Raw genomic sequence first — 16299 nt, 5'->3', positions numbered from 1 at the left:
CAAGTATCAAATGCTCTAAGCCAGTCACGATGCTGGTCGCCAGCCACCTATTTCACTTATGTCTGGTCAATAAAAAGCCCGGCCAACCTGCACCGGGCAATAAAAAGTCATTATTTTACTTCTGTGTCACCACACTGACATGATTTGGGCCAACAGCACCACTGAATGGCTTGCCGTCAATGGCATCCACCATCCGTAAACCCGATGGGCGCACCCAGCGCTGCACACGGGATGGCATATCAAAACCAATGAGCAGAATCACGACGAATGTCAGGCTAAATGAGAGTGAACCCAACGCCGTACCGAGGCTGAGATGCTGAGCAATTGAAGCCCCTAGAATGGGCGCTAGCGCCCCGCCCAATGCGCCAACGTTATAGGTAAAGCCCAGCCCCGCAGCACGTTGTTCAGTGTCAAAGTAGCCGCCCAGCAGTTTTGGTAATAACCCGGCAATCCCTTGGCCCAACATCTGTTGCAGGAACAATAACCCGCCGAGGAACAGGATGCTGCTGCCCTGAATGGCAAACAGTGGAATTATCAGTAATTGTGAAATCAGCAAACTGGTGACATAAGCTTTACGCGTTCCCAGCCAATCCCCCAGGAAGCCCCCGACACAGCAGCCCACCGCGGCACCAAACCCACTAAAGAACAATATATTGCCCACAGTATGCGGGTCATAGCCCAAATCCATTTTCAGATAAGTGGGCAATAATGCCTGAATCGGCCATGAGTAGAGGAAGGCACAGAACACCACCACCATCAGCATCACACCGGTCGGCCAGCGATCACCACTGGTTTGTACCATAAAGTAGACGAATACTGCCGCACAAAGAATACCAAGGATCACCACGACTGGGGTAGATACCATGCCGGTGAAACAAGCATAAAGGGCGGCGGAGGCAAAGATGGTCAGCGCAATATTCAGGTAGCTCAAGTTGCTGCGATACAGAATATCCACCATGTTGCGGTCATTAGTCTGCTTCGACTGCTGTTGTTTACTTTGTGCTTTTTCCCAATCTTCTGCTTCCGGCAGATTTTTACGCAACCACAAAGCAAAGATAATTGGCAGTAAGCCAATGTAGAAAAGCATACGCCAGCCGAATGCCGGGACCACATAGCTATAAGCCTGAGCGGCTAATACGGCACCAATAGAGAAACCAGAAATCAGGAAACCGCTGGCTTTGTTACGCATATTCTTCGGCCAGCTCTCCATCACGTAGGTAGAACTGGAGCCATACTCCCCCGCCATCCCGATACCAATAATCAGTCGGGCAATAAATAGCGTGGTGTAACCCGGTGCCAAACCACAGGCCAAGGTACCAAAGGAGAACAGCACAATACTGGTGATCATGGCTAATTTACGGCCATAACGATCACCCATAGCACCCAGCACCAAGCCCCCGAACCAGCGCGAGATAAAGGCCGCTGAAATCAGACTGGTTGCTTGAATCAGCGTCAAACCGAATTCTTGTTTAATATCAGTCAGAACCAGAGTAATAAGAACAAAATCAAAGCCGTCCAGGGCATAACCGATCCAGGCGGCAATAAATGCCTTCCATTGTGCAGGGGTGAGCTGCTTATACCAGCGCAATGGTTTATCCCCACGAGGTGGTTGGTCCGTTTGTGGTTGTACTGAAGTGCTCATATCGTCGCTCTCTCCACCACCAGCTAAGTTCACTGGCAGAAACTGTTTTCCTCGCGGCAGGTAAACCCTAGCAACTGATTGTTTAAAATCACTTAATCTGTCACTACCCGAAGGTTCTCGCCACATTTATATTTATGTGGTTTTACTCCAAACAAAATGCATAAGAGGAGTAAAACTCCATTTGAGTGTATAAGATCAGCCCGCTATTTCAATCACAATGTGTCTAAAACGTGACAAAGATAGCGAAATGCCAGAGTGAGTAAGATAAGCAACAGAATGATGGGGTATTTACCACTGCGGGCGAAAGATCTCCGCAGCAGCAGCTAGATATGGCAGCAGAAAAAGATTACCGGTCATCCATTTTGACTGACGGCTTGGGTTGTTTTACGTTTAATGCTTTCTGCCTGAGCAGGATCCGCTTTGACTAACAGGGCATAAATCAGATCCAAAACAAACAATTGCGCAATTTTGGTGCCGATGGAGTCCCCTTGCAACTGCCCCTGACGGTTGCCGTTAATCAGCACATAATCGGCCAGTTCCGTAATGGTGGAGCCCATATTGTGCGTCAGCGCCACTGTGGTGGCACCGGCCTGCTTCGCCAGTTTTAGTGCTTGCACGGTTTCGGCTGAGGTACCCGAATGGCTGATACCAATTGCCACATCACCGGGGCGCATCAAAGAAGCCTGCATATACATGAAATGATTATTTGTGGCCGCATCGACCCGCAATCCGATACGCATCAATTTACCTTTGGCATCTTCCGCAGTGATACCGGATGAGCCAACACCAAAAATGCAGATGCGATCAGCCGGGCGCAATAGCTTAACCACCTGTTCAACACTCTCAAAAGACAGCAGATTCAGAGTTTCAGACAGCACATTATTAATTGCCGATTGCAATTTATTGCCAATCGCCAATGCATCATCGCCCTCTTGCACATCAGCATCTAACAGGCTGTTTTCACTGTGATGGCGGGTTGCCACCTCAATGGCCAAATCCATTTTGAAATCTTGGAATCCTTTATAACCCAGTGTGCGGCAAAAACGGATGATAGTGGCTTCACCGGCCTGTGTCAGGGAGGAAAGGTCGGCAATAGAAAGCTGAGTAACTTTGGCGGGTTCCGCCAAAATATAGGCGGCAATGCGCTGCGCTGAGCGGGTCAGGCTATTTTGCATCGCACCCAAGGCATCAAGAATTTTACCTGGCTTAAAACGGGGGGCACCAGTATTCACGCGGACACCTCAAGGGAAAGAGAATTGACGGATAAGGACGCTTCTGCCGCGCATCATGACATAATTGGCCCATTTCGTGAAGACAAATGGCGGTATTGTGCGGGGTGAGATCAATAAAAAAACCCCGGGGGTCCGGGGAAGATGTCAAAGATAACGTGCTTTCTTATTATTTGAAAATCATAGAGATAATTCGTTATGCAATAAACTATGATGAACTTTCACCACCACTTTCTTGATAGTGTCCGCCCCCGCAATCTGGCAACCTGGCTTATGAGGTTCGCCCGGTAGAAATACCGCAAACATCCCCGGTAGCATGCATAATTGGCTTTTATCTGGAATCTCGGCAATCAGTTGATAGTCATCGTCAGCATGATAAGGTTCGAGATGCTCAGTGGGCGTCAGAGTCGAGTATTCAATGCCTTCAATGCCACTTATCAGCAGTTGAACATCTGCATAAGTCCGGTGCATTTCGGCCTTCTTATTTTCAGCCGGTTGGGTCTCAAACTCCATCACATTCATGAAAACAAGCTCGCCGTCTATTTCATGACGCCCGCAACTTAGCTCCGCCAACGGCGTCTTAGCCAAATAGGCTAAAACCCATTGCAGACGTTCTGGTAACCCACTGAAAAAAGCTGTTTGTGTTAATGATCCGCTGATCATATTGGCCTCAATAGTTTTGCTATGATGTTATGACTACAGTGATGATCTGGCCCACAGTGCCGCGCCCAACAACCCGCTATCTTGCTGGTGATGGGCAGCCTGAACTGGCACACGATAGATTTCCGGCAATATATTTTGTGCCCCAATAACCCGCTCCAAATACCCCGCCGCCAGCCCAACACTGCCGCCCAAAATGACTATTTCCAGATCCAATGCCATTTTCATATCGGCCAGCATTTGAGCAATCGCAGTCGCGGAGCGGTTAATAATATTTTCTGCATGAATATTACCAAGTTGTGCCAATTCAAATACTTTGGCGGCAGCAACCGGTTGTTTCCAACCCAGTGTTTCTGCGCCGATTGCCGTCCCGGAGGCGACACTTTCAACACATCCTCGACGGCCACAGCCACATAACAGGCCGTGGGGATCTGCCAATGTGTGGCCAATGTGACCGGCCAATCCATGATGACCAACCAGCAATTTTTTATCCAACACGATGCCGCCGCCCACACCGGTGGAAACCGTCACGAACATCATATTTTTTACAGAAATTATATTTTTTACCGAAATTTCATTGTTACCATCACGACTTAATGCCTGATACTCAGCCCAAGCGGCCGCCTGCCCATCATTGAGCAACACACAAGGCAAATCAGTGATCGACTGGATGCAATCTTGTAACGGAAAATCCGCTAAACCGCCCAAATTCGCAGGATTAAGTGCCGTCAAGCGGCCACCATTGATAATGCCAGTTGAAGCAACCGCAATAAAATCAACCAGATGCCGATAAGGTGCAATCAGCGTTTCCAGTGCTATCGCCAGCTGTGCTGCCCCGCCATGTGGTGTCGCTATTTGCTGACGGCCAACTAACATGCCGCTCTCAGTCACCACCGCCGCAGCAATCTTTGTTCCACCGATATCCAGTGCCAACACTTTTCCCATCTGGCGCAACCCCCTATATCTGTAATGATGTTGATAGGATGACTATGACAATTTTCTTGTCACAACTCCATTATTATTTTCATACTGGAGTTGCGCTCCACAATAAATACTTTTTGACCCAATTAATGAAAGGTTGACCATTGCACCCTACAGATAAAAGATCTAACATAATGGAGTAAAACTTCATTTAAAATATTTTATCGGAGCTAAAGACCGTGAGCAATCTGAACCTAAGTAAAAAAAGTCGTCTCCGCCACCAGCTCCAAAATGGCCTTATCGCCTCGTGCCAACCTGTCCCCGGCAGCGCCATGGATACGCCAGAAATTGTGGCGGCAATGGCATTAGCATCACTGGCGGGTGGTGCGGTTGGTCTGCGTGTTGAGGGCATTAGGAATATTGAAGCGGTGCGCCGGGTTACCGATGCCCCCGTTATTGGCATTATTAAACGTGATTTGTCTGACTCAGAAGTCAGAATCACCCCCTGGCTGGAAGATGTAGATGCGTTAAGTGCCGCCGGGGCCGATATTATCGCTTTTGACGTCACCTGCCGCCCTCGCCCAGTTTCAGTAGAAGATTTATTCCAGCGGGCAAAAGCAACAGGCTGCCTGACAATGGCAGATTCCTCTAATATTGAAGATGCTCTGTTAGCGCACCGGTTAGGTATCGATTTTATCGGCACCACATTGTCGGGTTATACCCAAACGTCAATTCCCACCGAACCGGACTTAGAACTGGTAAAACAGCTATCCCAAGCGGGCTGTAGAGTGATTGCAGAGGGCCGTTATAACTCGCCAGCATTAGCCGCAGCGGCAATATCAGCAGGCGCTTATGCTGTCACCGTCGGTTCTGCCATTACGCGTATAGAACATATTTGCAGTTGGTTTTGTGAAGCTATTCAACAAAATACATCACAAAAACACGAAGCAGCAAAACAGACGAAAAACTGATCACACGAGATGTCACTTGTACCCAAAACTATTTTGGCTAACCATGCCCCACTCTCTCTGATTTATTAAGGATGCGTATGAAAAAGTTAACCGGCCTGATCGCAGCTCCGCACACTCCCTTTGATGAGCAGGGTGAAGTTAATTATCCCGTCATCGACCAAATTGCCGAGCATCTGGTCAATGATGGTGTGACAGGGGTCTATGTGTGTGGCACCACGGGTGAAGGTATTCATTGCTCAGTAGAAGAGCGCAAAAAAGTTGCCGAGCGCTGGGTAAAAACGGCGCAAGGTAAACTGAGTATTACCTTACATACTGGCGCATTGAGTATTAAAGATGCCGTCGACCTTTCTCGCCATGCCGAAACACTGGATATCTTCGCAACCTCGGCCATCGGCCCTTGCTTCTTCAAACCGGGTAATATTGACGACCTTATTGCTTATTGTCAGGCAATCGCGGCAGCGGCTCCCTCGAAAGGCTTTTATTATTATCATTCCGGAATGTCCGGTGTGAATTTGGATATGGAACAATTCCTCATCAAAGCCGAATCAAAAATCCCAAACCTGTCAGGGATTAAATTCAATAATGCGGATTTGTATGAATTCCAGCGCTGTCTGCGTGTCAGCGGCGGTAAATTTGATATTCCATTCGGGGTTGATGAGCATTTACCGGGTGGTCTGGCCGTCGGCGCTATTGGCGCAGTTGGCAGCACTTATAATTATGCAGCGCCGTTGTTCCATAAAATTATTGCTGATTTTAATGCAGGTAACCAAGTTGCTGTGCAACGCGGTATGGATCAGGTTATTGCACTTATTCGCGTCTTGGTTGAATTTGGTGGTGTTGCCGCTGGTAAAGCAGCAATGCAATTACACGGCATTGATGCCGGTAATCCGCGCTTACCATTGCGCACACTGACCAAAGAACAGAAACAGACCGTCGTCAACAGAATGCGCGACGCAATAGCGATGTAATTACAATACCGAATGAGTCACCAAAAGATAAAGGCCGGGAAACCGGCCTTTTGTCATTCAGAATAAGAGCAATTATAAAGACAATAATTTAGTTAGCGACGGCGCAAAGTAATAACTGCCGGTCACTGGCTTACTAAAACCTAATAACAGATCGTGCTTGCCGTCAATTGAGCCGAACATGCTCAATAATTGCTGCTCGATATTGTGTAAGCGCGCACAATAGGCAATGAAATACAAACCGTGTTTACCGCTGGCGGTGCCGTAAGGCAAACTTTGACGTAGAATTTTCAGCCCTTTGCCATTCTCTTTAAGGTCAACCCGGCTAACATGGGAAGTATCAGGGCGCTGGTCCGATGGCAACTCTTCGCTGTCATGCTTGGTCCGCCCCACAATTTGTTCTTGTTTATGTTCCGGGATACGCTGCCATTTTTTCAGGTCATGCTCATAGCGCTGAACTAATACATAACTGCCACCGGCATCTTCTTCGCCCTCAGCAATGACAGCAACTTCTGGCCGACTTTCTCCTTGCGGATTCTCTGTACCGTCAATAAAGCCAGTAAAATCACGCTCTTCCACCCAACGGAAACCATGGGTCTCTTCTTCAACTGCAATAGCATCACCAAAAGCGGCAATAGCGGCTTGTGCTAAAGTAAAGTTAATATCTTGGCGTAATGACTGAATATGAATCAATAAATCACGTTGGGTGGCAGGAGCAATCATCGGCGCTTTGCCCAAGGCAACAAAAGGCTTTAATTCTGGTGCACCTTGACCATTGGATAGGTCATGCCAAATATCTGAACCAAACGCGATAACTGCGCCCAAATGCTCATTAGGGAATTTTTGTTGTAACTCTTGCAATGAAAGGCAGAATTTTTTACACCCTTGGCGAATGGCATCAAATTCGCCCTGTACTCTTGCTTCCATAAAAATGGCAAAACGGCAATGCTCCAGCAAAATGCCACTCTGAACTTGAGTCATTTCTTTTCCTCACTAAAAAACTATATCGATTATGCCAAATATCATAACTGAAGCGATTAAAATAACCTTGTGTCAACGCAAAATAAAATTGGGTGAAGGGAAAAGGGTTTTTAACGGGATGGGATTATTATTAAGGCGCTAAATGTAAGCCGCGCCTTAACAGGATAATAATATTTATTCGCTTTTAGCACGCCAGATAATCTTGCTCACTTTCCAGCTTTGCAAAGTATCGTCAGATGGCATTAAGCCCTCAGGGCCATGCCAGTTGCCCGCAAATAAATAGCTAACATGCTTGCTATCGGGCGCGGCACATTCTATTTGCCCACTATCATCACCAGTGCCTTTCTGACAAACACCAAAAGCTTTTTTATATAACTGACTGAATGGCGCACCAATACTAACGCCCCATTGGCTCGGAATATCTTTATCCATGACATCAATGCGCTCTACCGTGCCTTTGGGCTGACCAGAGATAACCAACTTAACTTGGTTTTCTTTCATGGCTTGGTAGAAAGAAACCAGCTTGCCATCATTAGTTGCCATACCGCTGCGCAACCGATAATCACCTTTCAGCCCTTCTTTAATCTCATTTTCGCTCAAAGGGGTACTGGCCGTGATACCACCGACACCATTATCAGTCACTTGCATACTGCTGCTGCCACTAAACCAATTAAGCGGAGACAAACTTGACCAAGAAAACCCGGACGTGGCTGAACACCCGGCCAATAACAGAGGGGCCCCCAGTAATAACAAGCGCACCCCAGACAACTGTGGGCGAATATTCATCTAAAGCTCCTTAAAAAACCACTGCATCCAATCAGCTTGTCTGCAAAGAACATTTTCTACAAAGAACTTTTTTGCAGAGAACTCTACACAGAAGCAAAAGCATGGCAGTTGAAATATGATAACCAGAGATTGGAGTCCAGCTCGCTGAAAAAGTGCCATAACAGGGTCGGCTTTCATCATTCTTTCTTATAATCAGTAAATTCTAATGTGATTTTAGTCTAGTATTGGGTAGCGAGGCCGAAAAGGTCTCTGGTTTCAAATGCAATAATTCATTCATTGAAGGAGCAATAAAATGAAGAAACTGACCTTAGCTGCCACCTTGGTTATGTTATGCAGCACGCCATTACTGGCGCAAAGTGCGACAAACACTGCGCAAGGGGGTTTTGACGGCCCGGCAACAACACAGGCTCAGCCAGCAACACAAGGCGGCTTCTCTGGCCCGAGCACCAGTAGCACGACGGTAGATAAAGTGAGTACCATGCGTGATGACGCCTATGTCACTTTACAAGGGAGCATCGTAGAGCGGCTCAGCCATGATACCTATACTTTCCGCGATAGCACCGGCACCATTACGGTGGATATCGACAGCAAGCGTTGGAAAGGCCAAACCATTACGCCACAAGATAAAGTCCAAATCGAAGGGAAAGTAGATAAAGACTGGAACTCTGTGGAAGTCGATGTGAAAAACATTACCAAGATTAAATAATCAATCTGATAGCTAAAATTATGGGAGTCGCAGCTCTTTGGCTTGCGACTCCAGATAATAATGTCACGCCGCACAATCATTGGAAGCGCAGGTAAGCAGCAAGTGAATAACAAATCGGTCGGGAACCGATTTGAACAGCATTTATGCTAGCCCGTAGGGTGAGCCTCCAGGATGACGCTCATTAATCCCGATGAGTCTATTTATTTTAAGGTCAACGGGCAGTCAATGATTCGGCCAGGTAGACACTAACACCTTAATTCCCTCAGCAGGTATGAATTAAATATATTTAAAATTCAACCCACTAAACCCTCAATACTCCTGATCGACAATCAACCGCTTGCCCAGCATGATGCTGTCTTGGGTTTCGTAATCGAGTTTTTCATACATGCCAATTACCGCGTCATTATCTTCTCGCACCATGATATTCAGCTTTGGGCAGCCACGGGCAATGAGTTTCTTCTCAAGGCGGCTGATCAGCGCATTGGCAAAGCCACGACCACGAAAGTCAGGGTGAACTCCCAGATAATAAGCGGAGCCTCGGTGGCCGTCATAACCGCCCATCACCGAGCCGACAATCGCGCCGCTGACTTCCGCTACCAGGAACAATTCGGGGTCATGATTCAGCTTACGCTCAATATCCATTTCTGGGTCGTTCCATGGCCGCAACAAATCGCAATGCTCCCACAGCAGAATCACTTCTTCAAAATCGCCTTGCTGAAATACGCGGATTTCCATGGATATTCGCACCCTTGAGTAAAATGAATATGTTGATCATTACGCCTTATTATATCACGCAATAATAAAGTGATATTTCCCATAGTGATAGTCCGTAATGATATTTGAGAAGATCCAGATAAATCTCGCCAGAATATTTCCCATTCAGCACTCATACGCACCGAGAGTACAACAATGACAGTAAATCGGGGTATACTTGGCTCCTGATAATTTCCCGGCTACTAGAACCTTTCTGATGAATTTACCCAATACAGACCAAATCAAAACTTACCTGCTGGGTTTGCAGGATAAAATCTGTGCCGCACTGGCTCAAGCTGATGGCAACGCTGAATTCACAGAGGAAAATTGGGTCCGTGAGGAAGGCGGTGGTGGCCGCAGTCGGGTATTGGTCAACGGGGCGGTATTCGAGCAGGCGGGTGTTAACTTCTCGCATGTTTCAGGCGCAGCATTACCAGCATCGGCCACAGCACATCGCCCTGAACTGGCAGGTCGCAGTTTTCAGGCGCTGGGCGTGTCATTGGTCATTCATCCGAACAGCCCTTATCTGCCTACCAGCCATGCTAATGTGCGTTTTTTTATTGCTGAAAAACCCGGCGAAAATCCCGTGTGGTGGTTTGGCGGCGGATTTGATTTAACCCCCTTCTATGGATTTGAAGAAGATGCGGTTCACTGGCATAAAACCGCCAATGGACTGTGCCAACCCTTTGGTGAGCAAGTCTATCCGCGCTATAAAAAATGGTGCGATGATTATTTTTATATTAAGCACCGCAATGAAGCCCGTGGTATTGGTGGCCTGTTCTTCGACGATTTAAACAGCCCCGATTTTGCTACCTGCTTCAATTTCACTCAGGCGGTCGGCAATGGTTTTCTTGATGCTTATATGCCGATTGTTGCACGGCGCAAAGCACTGAGTTGGGGTGAACGCGAGCGCGAATTCCAGCTTTATCGCCGTGGTCGTTATGTTGAGTTTAATCTGGTCTGGGACCGTGGCACATTATTCGGTCTGCAAACCGGGGGCCGCACAGAATCTATTTTAATGTCCCTACCGCCACTGGTGCGCTGGGAATATAATTATCAACCAGCGGCAGACAGCGCTGAGGCGGCATTGTACCGCGATTTTCTGCCAGTCAAAGACTGGTTAGCCGCAGGAGAACACCACTGATGCAAATTTGGGTTGATGCAGACGCCTGTCCGAATGTCATTAAGGATGTATTATTTCGTGCCGCAGACAGAACCGGCATGATGGTCACTTTGGTGGCAAATCAGCCACTTAAAACACCGCCCTCGAAGTTTATCCGCACCTTACAGGTTGCTTCCGGCTTTGATGTTGCCGATAACGAAATCGTGCAGCGCGTCGAAAAAAACGACTTAGTGATCACCGCCGATATTCCGCTGGCGGCAGAAGTGATTGAAAAAGGGGGGATTGCGCTAAACCCTCGCGGTGAGCGTTATACCCCGGATACCATTCGTGAGCGGTTGAATATGCGCGACTTTATGGACACCATGCGCGCCAGTGGTATTCAAACCGGCGGCCCCAACACCTTAAATCAGCGGGATCGCCAGCAATTTGCCAACGAGCTGGATAAGTGGTTACAGCAGGCCAGCAAAAACCGCCGAAATACCCTTCGTTCTTGAAGCCGCAGGGTTGTTAGCTGCGCGCACTCACCCGAATCACTTACAAGTGTAAGCTCATCGGGATTTGCTTGCTGGCTGCCTACCTGCAACTCCAATTACTTTGGGTATAAGTTTTTCATTTCACAAAAAACTACCGAAGCGGAAGAGGTTTTATAGTGGCTCGGTTTGTGCTTCAACCACCGCCAACGCCACCATATTCACAATTCGGCGCACCGAAGCAATCGGCGTCAGAATATGCACCGGTTTTGCTACCCCCATCAGCACTGGCCCGACTGTTACGCCCTCTGAAGAAGTTACGCGCAGCAAGTTATAACTGATTCGCGCCGCTTCCATATTCGGCATAATCAGCACGTTAGCCGCCCCTTTCAGTGGGCTGTCCGGCATCAGGTTATGGCGGATACTTTCCACCAGCGCCGCATCACCGTGCATTTCACCGTCGATCTCCAGTTCAGGTGCCATCTGATTCACCAATTCCAGAGTACGGCGCATTTTACGGGCCGCAGGGCAATTCGAGGTACCAAAACTTGAATGAGACAACAACGCCACTTTTGGCTCAATACCAAAACGGCGCACCGTTTCAGCCGCCATCAAGGTAATCTCGGCTAGCTGCTCTGGCGTCGGGTCATCATTGACGTAAGTGTCGGCGATAAACGTGTTACCGGTGGGCAACAGCAGCGCATTCATTGCGCCCGCCACATGCGCGCCCTTGCGGAAACCGAAGACTTTCTCAACCACATCATAATGCTCATGATAAGTGCCAATAGTGCCACAAATCATCGCATCGGCTTCGCCCCGATGAACCATGATGGAGCCAATCAGTGTTGGGTTGCCAATCACGGCGCGCCGCGCTTGTTCCTGTGAAACGCCTCGGCGCTTCATGATTTGATAGTATTCATGCCAATAATCTTTAAAACGCGGGTCAGATTCATTATTAACCACTTCGAAGTCTTTCCCGGCAGTAATTTGCAGGCCCAATTTCTTCAGTCGAGTCTCAATCACACTCGGGCGACCAATCAAGATTGGATACGCCAACCCTTGAGAAATCAGCTCTTGAGTAGCATGTAATACGCGCTCTTCTTCACCTTCAGCCAACACCACCCGCTTCATCTCTTTTTTCGCCTGCGAGAAAATCGGCTTCATAAACAGGTTGGTTTTATAGACAAATTCCGACAGTTTCTCGACGTAAGCACTAAAATCTGTGATTGGGCGCGTGGCCACACCGGACTCCATCGCCGCTTTCGCCACCGCCGGTGCAATTTTCACAATCAAACGCGGGTCGAATGGTTTAGGAATGATGTATTCAGGGCCAAAGGAAAGGTCTTGTTCACCATAAGCGGATGCCACCACATCACTCTGCTCAGCCAGTGCCAGATCGGCAATAGCATGCACACAAGCCAGTTTCATTTCTTCGTTAATGGTGGTCGCGCCTACATCCAATGCACCACGGAAGATAAACGGGAAGCAGAGTACGTTGTTGACCTGATTAGGATAATCCGAGCGGCCAGTGCAGATAATCGCATCTGGGCGCACCGCTTTGGCTAATGGCGGTAAAATTTCAGGTTCCGGGTTCGCCAACGCCAGAATCAGCGGGCTAGGTGCCATGGTTTTGACCATGTCTTGCGTAAGCACACCGGGGCCGGAGCAGCCGAGGAAGATATCCGCACCCGGCATAGCATCGCCCAGTGTGCGCTGACCATTATCTTCAATTGCGTAAGCCGCTTTAGTTTCCGCCATATTGGCTTCACGGCCTTTATAAATCACGCCCTTGGAATCACATGCAGTGATATTGTGTGGCTTTAATCCCAGTGCGACTAGCAAGTTCAAGCAGGCAATGGATGCCGCCCCAGCCCCAGAGACCACCAATTTCACATCACTAATATCTTTCTTCACCACCCGCAAGCCGTTGAGCACCGCGGCGGTACAGATAATCGCCGTGCCGTGTTGGTCATCATGGAACACCGGGATTTTCATGCGCTCGCGCAGTTTCTTCTCAATATAAAAACATTCCGGTGCTTTGATATCTTCCAGATTGATACCGCCGAAAGTGGGTTCCAGCGAAGCAATAATGTCGATCAGTTTGTCAGGATCGAGTTCATCTATCTCAATATCAAACACATCAATACCGGAGAATTTCTTGAACAGAACCCCTTTCCCCTCCATGACCGGCTTACCCGCTAATGCGCCAATGTTGCCCAGCCCCAGTACCGCAGTACCGTTCGAAATAACCGCGACCAAGTTCCCGCGCGCAGTATATTTATAGGCGGCCAGTGGATCGGCAGCAATTTCCAGACAGGGTGCAGCAACACCAGGAGAATAAGCTAGCGCCAAATCCCGTTGGGTCGCTAGCGGTTTGGTTGGCGACACCTGAATTTTCCCTGGAGTAGGATATTGGTGAAAATCAAGCGCACTCTGTTTCAATTGTTCGTCCATTGTAGGTTCCCTTTGCTTTTATGCTTTGAGGTGGTATGACCAATAACAGAACCAGTATAGTGAGTGAATTATCACAATCTATGAAGCAGGCCATACTCTGCATAACATTTTTGCATCAACAGAAGAATTTACTTATCAATCAGGGGGAGTTATCAACAATGGGAGAATTAAGTGCCGCGAAATCACGGCAACAACATAGCGCTGTAATCCACATAAGAAGATTATTAATTTAATAAGCCGTGAATTTGCGCATACTGCAACAGCATAATGGTTTTACCATCTTTAATTCGGCCATCTGCCATCATGGCAATGGCTTCAGTGAACGGCAACTCCACCACTTCAATAACTTCGTCCTCCACACCGACATCATCGGTGACTTTCTGATCCGGATGATATTCAGCGGCAAAGAAATGGACAATTTCAGTCACTCCGCCCGGTGACATATAAGCCTCAAACAGTTTTTGTACTTTATCGACCTGATAACCAGTCTCTTCAACCGCTTCACGGCGAATACATTCTTCCGGTGAATCGTTATCCAGCAAGCCGGCACAGGTTTCCAGCAACATACCGTCGGAATTACCGTTTACATAGGTTGGCATGCGAAATTGGTTAGTCAGCACCACAGTGCCATTGGGGCGGTTATATAACAGAATAGTCGCGCCATTCCCCCGGTCATACACTTCACGAGTTTGTTGTACCGGGGTTCCATTATCGGTTATTAAATCAAAGGTATATTTATGTAGTTTGAACCAGTTTTTTGATAACAGTTCTTTTTGGATATTCTCAATTTTGACTGACATAGCACCTTCTTTAGCGGGCTAACAATAATTAGCGTAATCTTTCACTGGCAAGTTTATAAACCTCGCTACGTTCTCTTTTTCCTACTGCAACCACAGCAACTATCAAAATATCATCAATAACTTCATACACTAGTCGGAAACCTGAGGACCGTAATTTAATTTTGTAACAGTCTTTCATCCCACGTAGTTTAGCACTCTCAATATGTGGATTATCGCTGCACTTTTTTAATTTTTTGGCGAACTGCTGTTGTATCGTCTTATCCAGTTTGTGCCATTCCTTTAGCGCTTCTTCTCTGAACTTAACGGTATAGATCATAAATAGCTTTCCAAATCAATATCATGAAGTGGTTGGTTACGACGTTCGTTAACCAACTTAGCCAATTCATTATCGTCAAGCGCTTCCATTATTTGTTCATAAAGTTCAGCAGGCACACAATAAAACGCAGGTTGATTACGGTTCAGGATAGCAACAGGGAAACCAGCTCCGGCATTCACTGTCGCCATGGGATTTTTCTTCAGTTCACTCACACTCGCGCTAGTATCTGACAAAATTACACTTGGCATAAGCACCCCCAAAAGACCAGTTAACAGGTCTTATTATGCAAAAGGATACCTAATATAGCAATAAAAAATGCTCTGTCGACACGCAGTCCACAGAGCATTTGATTCGGGTTAACGAGCGCAGCCAACCCGGTTTCAAGTTCGCAGGGGATTAGAAACCGGTCGGCACATCCTTCATATCCGGCAACTTATGGGCAATACCTTTATGGCAATCGATACAGGTTTTACCTGCTTCAATGGCTTTACTGTGCATTTTCGCCGCCACCGTTTTCTGTGCCGTGAAGTCCATATTGTCGAAATTATGGCAGTTGCGGCATTCTTGCGAACCATTGGCTTTCATTCGCGCCCACTCATTTTCAGCCATGGTCAGGCGATGAGCCTCAAACTTCTGCTGCGTGTCAATCAAACCAAAAGTTTTGGCATACAATTCCTTGCTGGCCTTGATTTTACGCACCATTTTCGGCCCCCACTCATGGGGAACATGGCAATCCGGACAGGTCGCCTTCACACCACTGCGGTTGCTGTAGTGGATGGTTCCCATGTATTCCTGATAAACGTTGTCTTTCATTTCATGGCAGCTAATACAGAATTTCTCAGTATTCGCCATTTCCATGCCGGTATTAAAACCGCCCCAGAAAATGATGCCACTAACAAAGCCAATCAGCAGTAACGTCCCGAGTGCCAGCCGGCTAGGCCTGCGCCACCAATGCCATAATCGTTTGATAATACCGGGCTTTTTAGTCTCATTCATTGTTTATTCTCACAATAACCATCTTACTTATTGACCAAAACCAGGTGCTGGCTGGAAGCTATTACCGACAATTGGTGCTGCATCAGTTTGCGGCACATGGCATTGCAAGCAGAAGTAGCGACGCGGCGAAACTTCACTCGATACCTTGCCATCTCGGTCAATAAAGTGGGTTGGGCTCACACGCGGCGCGCCCGTAGCCCGGTAATGTTCAACACCGTGGCATTGTAGACAGCGGTTGGTGTTTTTGCTGACCTGATAACCATCCACACTGTGTGGCACCATCGGCGGTTGGTTAACATAGTTCAGTGCCATCCGCTGTTGCTGTTTGGGCATTTTCACCGTCCCCTCCGCCGTGCCGGAGACCTCGGGCGATTGGCTTAAATCCATCTCGACATTGCTGGCAGCATTAACAACACCGGCCACTACCAACACCGCCAGTAGTGATATCACAGAGATTACCCGGCGGCTGAATGTATGAAACATCGTGTTATTCATTATTTTCTCCTGAAAGACCGCGTCTTTTGCA

General features: G+C 47.7%; 18 protein-coding genes. 5 read left to right on the top strand and 13 right to left on the bottom strand.

All coding sequences use genetic code 11. The annotated features are described in order from the left end of the window. Positions 1-115: 115 nt before the first annotated feature. From OVO64_RS09025 to OVO64_RS09010, 4 genes are all read right to left on the bottom strand, one after another. Entirely contained in the window at positions 116-1642 is a 1527-nt protein-coding gene (locus tag OVO64_RS09025; RefSeq protein WP_038634998.1) for an MFS transporter, read from the bottom strand. A gap of 353 nt (positions 1643-1995) precedes the next feature. Further along, a complete protein-coding gene (locus OVO64_RS09020; protein WP_038635000.1) occupies positions 1996-2874 on the bottom strand; it encodes a MurR/RpiR family transcriptional regulator in 879 nt (292 codons plus the stop codon). 177 nt (positions 2875-3051) lie between these two features. Next, entirely contained in the window at positions 3052-3534 is a 483-nt protein-coding gene (gene nanQ, locus OVO64_RS09015) for an N-acetylneuraminate anomerase (RefSeq protein ID WP_145510181.1), read from the bottom strand. Positions 3535-3567: 33 nt separating this feature from the next. Further along, entirely contained in the window at positions 3568-4476 is a 909-nt protein-coding gene (locus tag OVO64_RS09010; RefSeq protein ID WP_050291468.1) for an N-acetylmannosamine kinase, read from the bottom strand. A 224-nt stretch (positions 4477-4700) separates the two neighbouring features. On the opposite strand from OVO64_RS09010, the gene OVO64_RS09005 reads away from it, so the two are divergent. After that, positions 4701-5423 (top strand): N-acetylmannosamine-6-phosphate 2-epimerase, encoded by a 723-nt coding sequence (locus tag OVO64_RS09005; protein ID WP_071841809.1) that lies wholly within the window; start codon positions 4701-4703, stop codon positions 5421-5423. A gap of 77 nt (positions 5424-5500) precedes the next feature. Beyond that, positions 5501-6391, top strand: coding sequence for a dihydrodipicolinate synthase family protein (locus tag OVO64_RS09000; RefSeq protein ID WP_267248721.1), 891 nt, complete (start codon positions 5501-5503; stop codon positions 6389-6391). A gap of 72 nt (positions 6392-6463) precedes the next feature. Here OVO64_RS09000 and OVO64_RS08995 read toward each other — a convergent pair whose 3' ends face one another. Beyond that, positions 6464-7369: a Dyp-type peroxidase gene (locus OVO64_RS08995; RefSeq protein ID WP_038635014.1), complete on the bottom strand. Its 906-nt coding sequence runs from the start codon at positions 7367-7369 to the stop codon at positions 6464-6466. A 174-nt stretch (positions 7370-7543) separates the two neighbouring features. Beyond that, positions 7544-8155, bottom strand: a complete 612-nt coding sequence (locus OVO64_RS08990; RefSeq protein ID WP_145510182.1) for an RpoE-regulated lipoprotein — start codon at positions 8153-8155, stop codon at positions 7544-7546. A gap of 292 nt (positions 8156-8447) precedes the next feature. Here OVO64_RS08990 and OVO64_RS08985 point away from each other — a divergent pair, with 292 nt between their 5' ends. Further along, positions 8448-8861, top strand: a complete 414-nt coding sequence (locus OVO64_RS08985; RefSeq protein ID WP_038635020.1) for a YgiW/YdeI family stress tolerance OB fold protein — start codon at positions 8448-8450, stop codon at positions 8859-8861. A gap of 309 nt (positions 8862-9170) precedes the next feature. On the opposite strand, the gene OVO64_RS08980 is transcribed toward OVO64_RS08985, so the two are convergent. Continuing rightward, a complete protein-coding gene (locus OVO64_RS08980) occupies positions 9171-9596 on the bottom strand; it encodes a GNAT family acetyltransferase (RefSeq protein WP_004392525.1) in 426 nt (141 codons plus the stop codon). A 235-nt stretch (positions 9597-9831) separates the two neighbouring features. Between OVO64_RS08980 and hemF the strand changes: the two genes are divergently transcribed. Together hemF and OVO64_RS08970 are read left to right on the top strand one after the other, a co-directional pair. Then, complete coding sequence (gene hemF, locus OVO64_RS08975) at positions 9832-10758, top strand: oxygen-dependent coproporphyrinogen oxidase (protein WP_038635025.1); 927 nt, start codon at positions 9832-9834, stop codon at positions 10756-10758. Further along, positions 10758-11231, top strand: a complete 474-nt coding sequence (locus OVO64_RS08970; RefSeq protein WP_038635028.1) for a YaiI/YqxD family protein — start codon at positions 10758-10760, stop codon at positions 11229-11231. The genes hemF and OVO64_RS08970 overlap by 1 nt, the downstream gene beginning before the upstream one ends. A 150-nt stretch (positions 11232-11381) precedes the next feature. On the opposite strand, the gene maeB is transcribed toward OVO64_RS08970, so the two are convergent. The 6 genes from maeB to napB all read right to left on the bottom strand — a co-directional run bounded on the left by maeB (position 11382) and on the right by napB (position 16256). Further along, positions 11382-13661, bottom strand: a complete 2280-nt coding sequence (gene maeB / locus OVO64_RS08965; protein ID WP_038635031.1) for an NADP-dependent oxaloacetate-decarboxylating malate dehydrogenase — start codon at positions 13659-13661, stop codon at positions 11382-11384. 224 nt (positions 13662-13885) lie between these two features. Next, positions 13886-14461 carry a GDP-mannose pyrophosphatase NudK gene (gene nudK / locus OVO64_RS08960; RefSeq protein ID WP_038635033.1) on the bottom strand — a complete coding sequence of 192 codons (576 nt, stop codon included), beginning with the start codon at positions 14459-14461 and terminating at the stop codon, positions 13886-13888. 28 nt (positions 14462-14489) lie between these two features. Next, positions 14490-14777 carry a type II toxin-antitoxin system RelE family toxin gene (locus tag OVO64_RS08955; protein ID WP_038635036.1) on the bottom strand — a complete coding sequence of 96 codons (288 nt, stop codon included), beginning with the start codon at positions 14775-14777 and terminating at the stop codon, positions 14490-14492. Next, positions 14774-15025 carry a type II toxin-antitoxin system Phd/YefM family antitoxin gene (locus OVO64_RS08950; protein ID WP_038635039.1) on the bottom strand — a complete coding sequence of 84 codons (252 nt, stop codon included), beginning with the start codon at positions 15023-15025 and terminating at the stop codon, positions 14774-14776. Before OVO64_RS08950 ends, OVO64_RS08955 begins: the two co-directional genes overlap by 4 nt. Before the next feature lie 148 nt (positions 15026-15173). After that, positions 15174-15773 (bottom strand): cytochrome c-type protein NapC, encoded by a 600-nt coding sequence (gene napC, locus OVO64_RS08945; RefSeq protein ID WP_050291471.1) that lies wholly within the window; start codon positions 15771-15773, stop codon positions 15174-15176. Positions 15774-15800: 27 nt separating this feature from the next. Further along, positions 15801-16256 (bottom strand): nitrate reductase cytochrome c-type subunit, encoded by a 456-nt coding sequence (gene napB, locus OVO64_RS08940; RefSeq protein WP_145586196.1) that lies wholly within the window; start codon positions 16254-16256, stop codon positions 15801-15803. Between the last annotated feature and the right edge of the window lie 43 nt (positions 16257-16299).

Origin of the sequence: Yersinia sp. Marseille-Q5920 (assembly GCF_946902935.1) — a bacterium.
Taxonomy (GTDB): domain Bacteria; phylum Pseudomonadota; class Gammaproteobacteria; order Enterobacterales; family Enterobacteriaceae; genus Yersinia; species Yersinia rochesterensis.
This window is presented reverse-complemented; position numbering and strand designations above follow the sequence as displayed.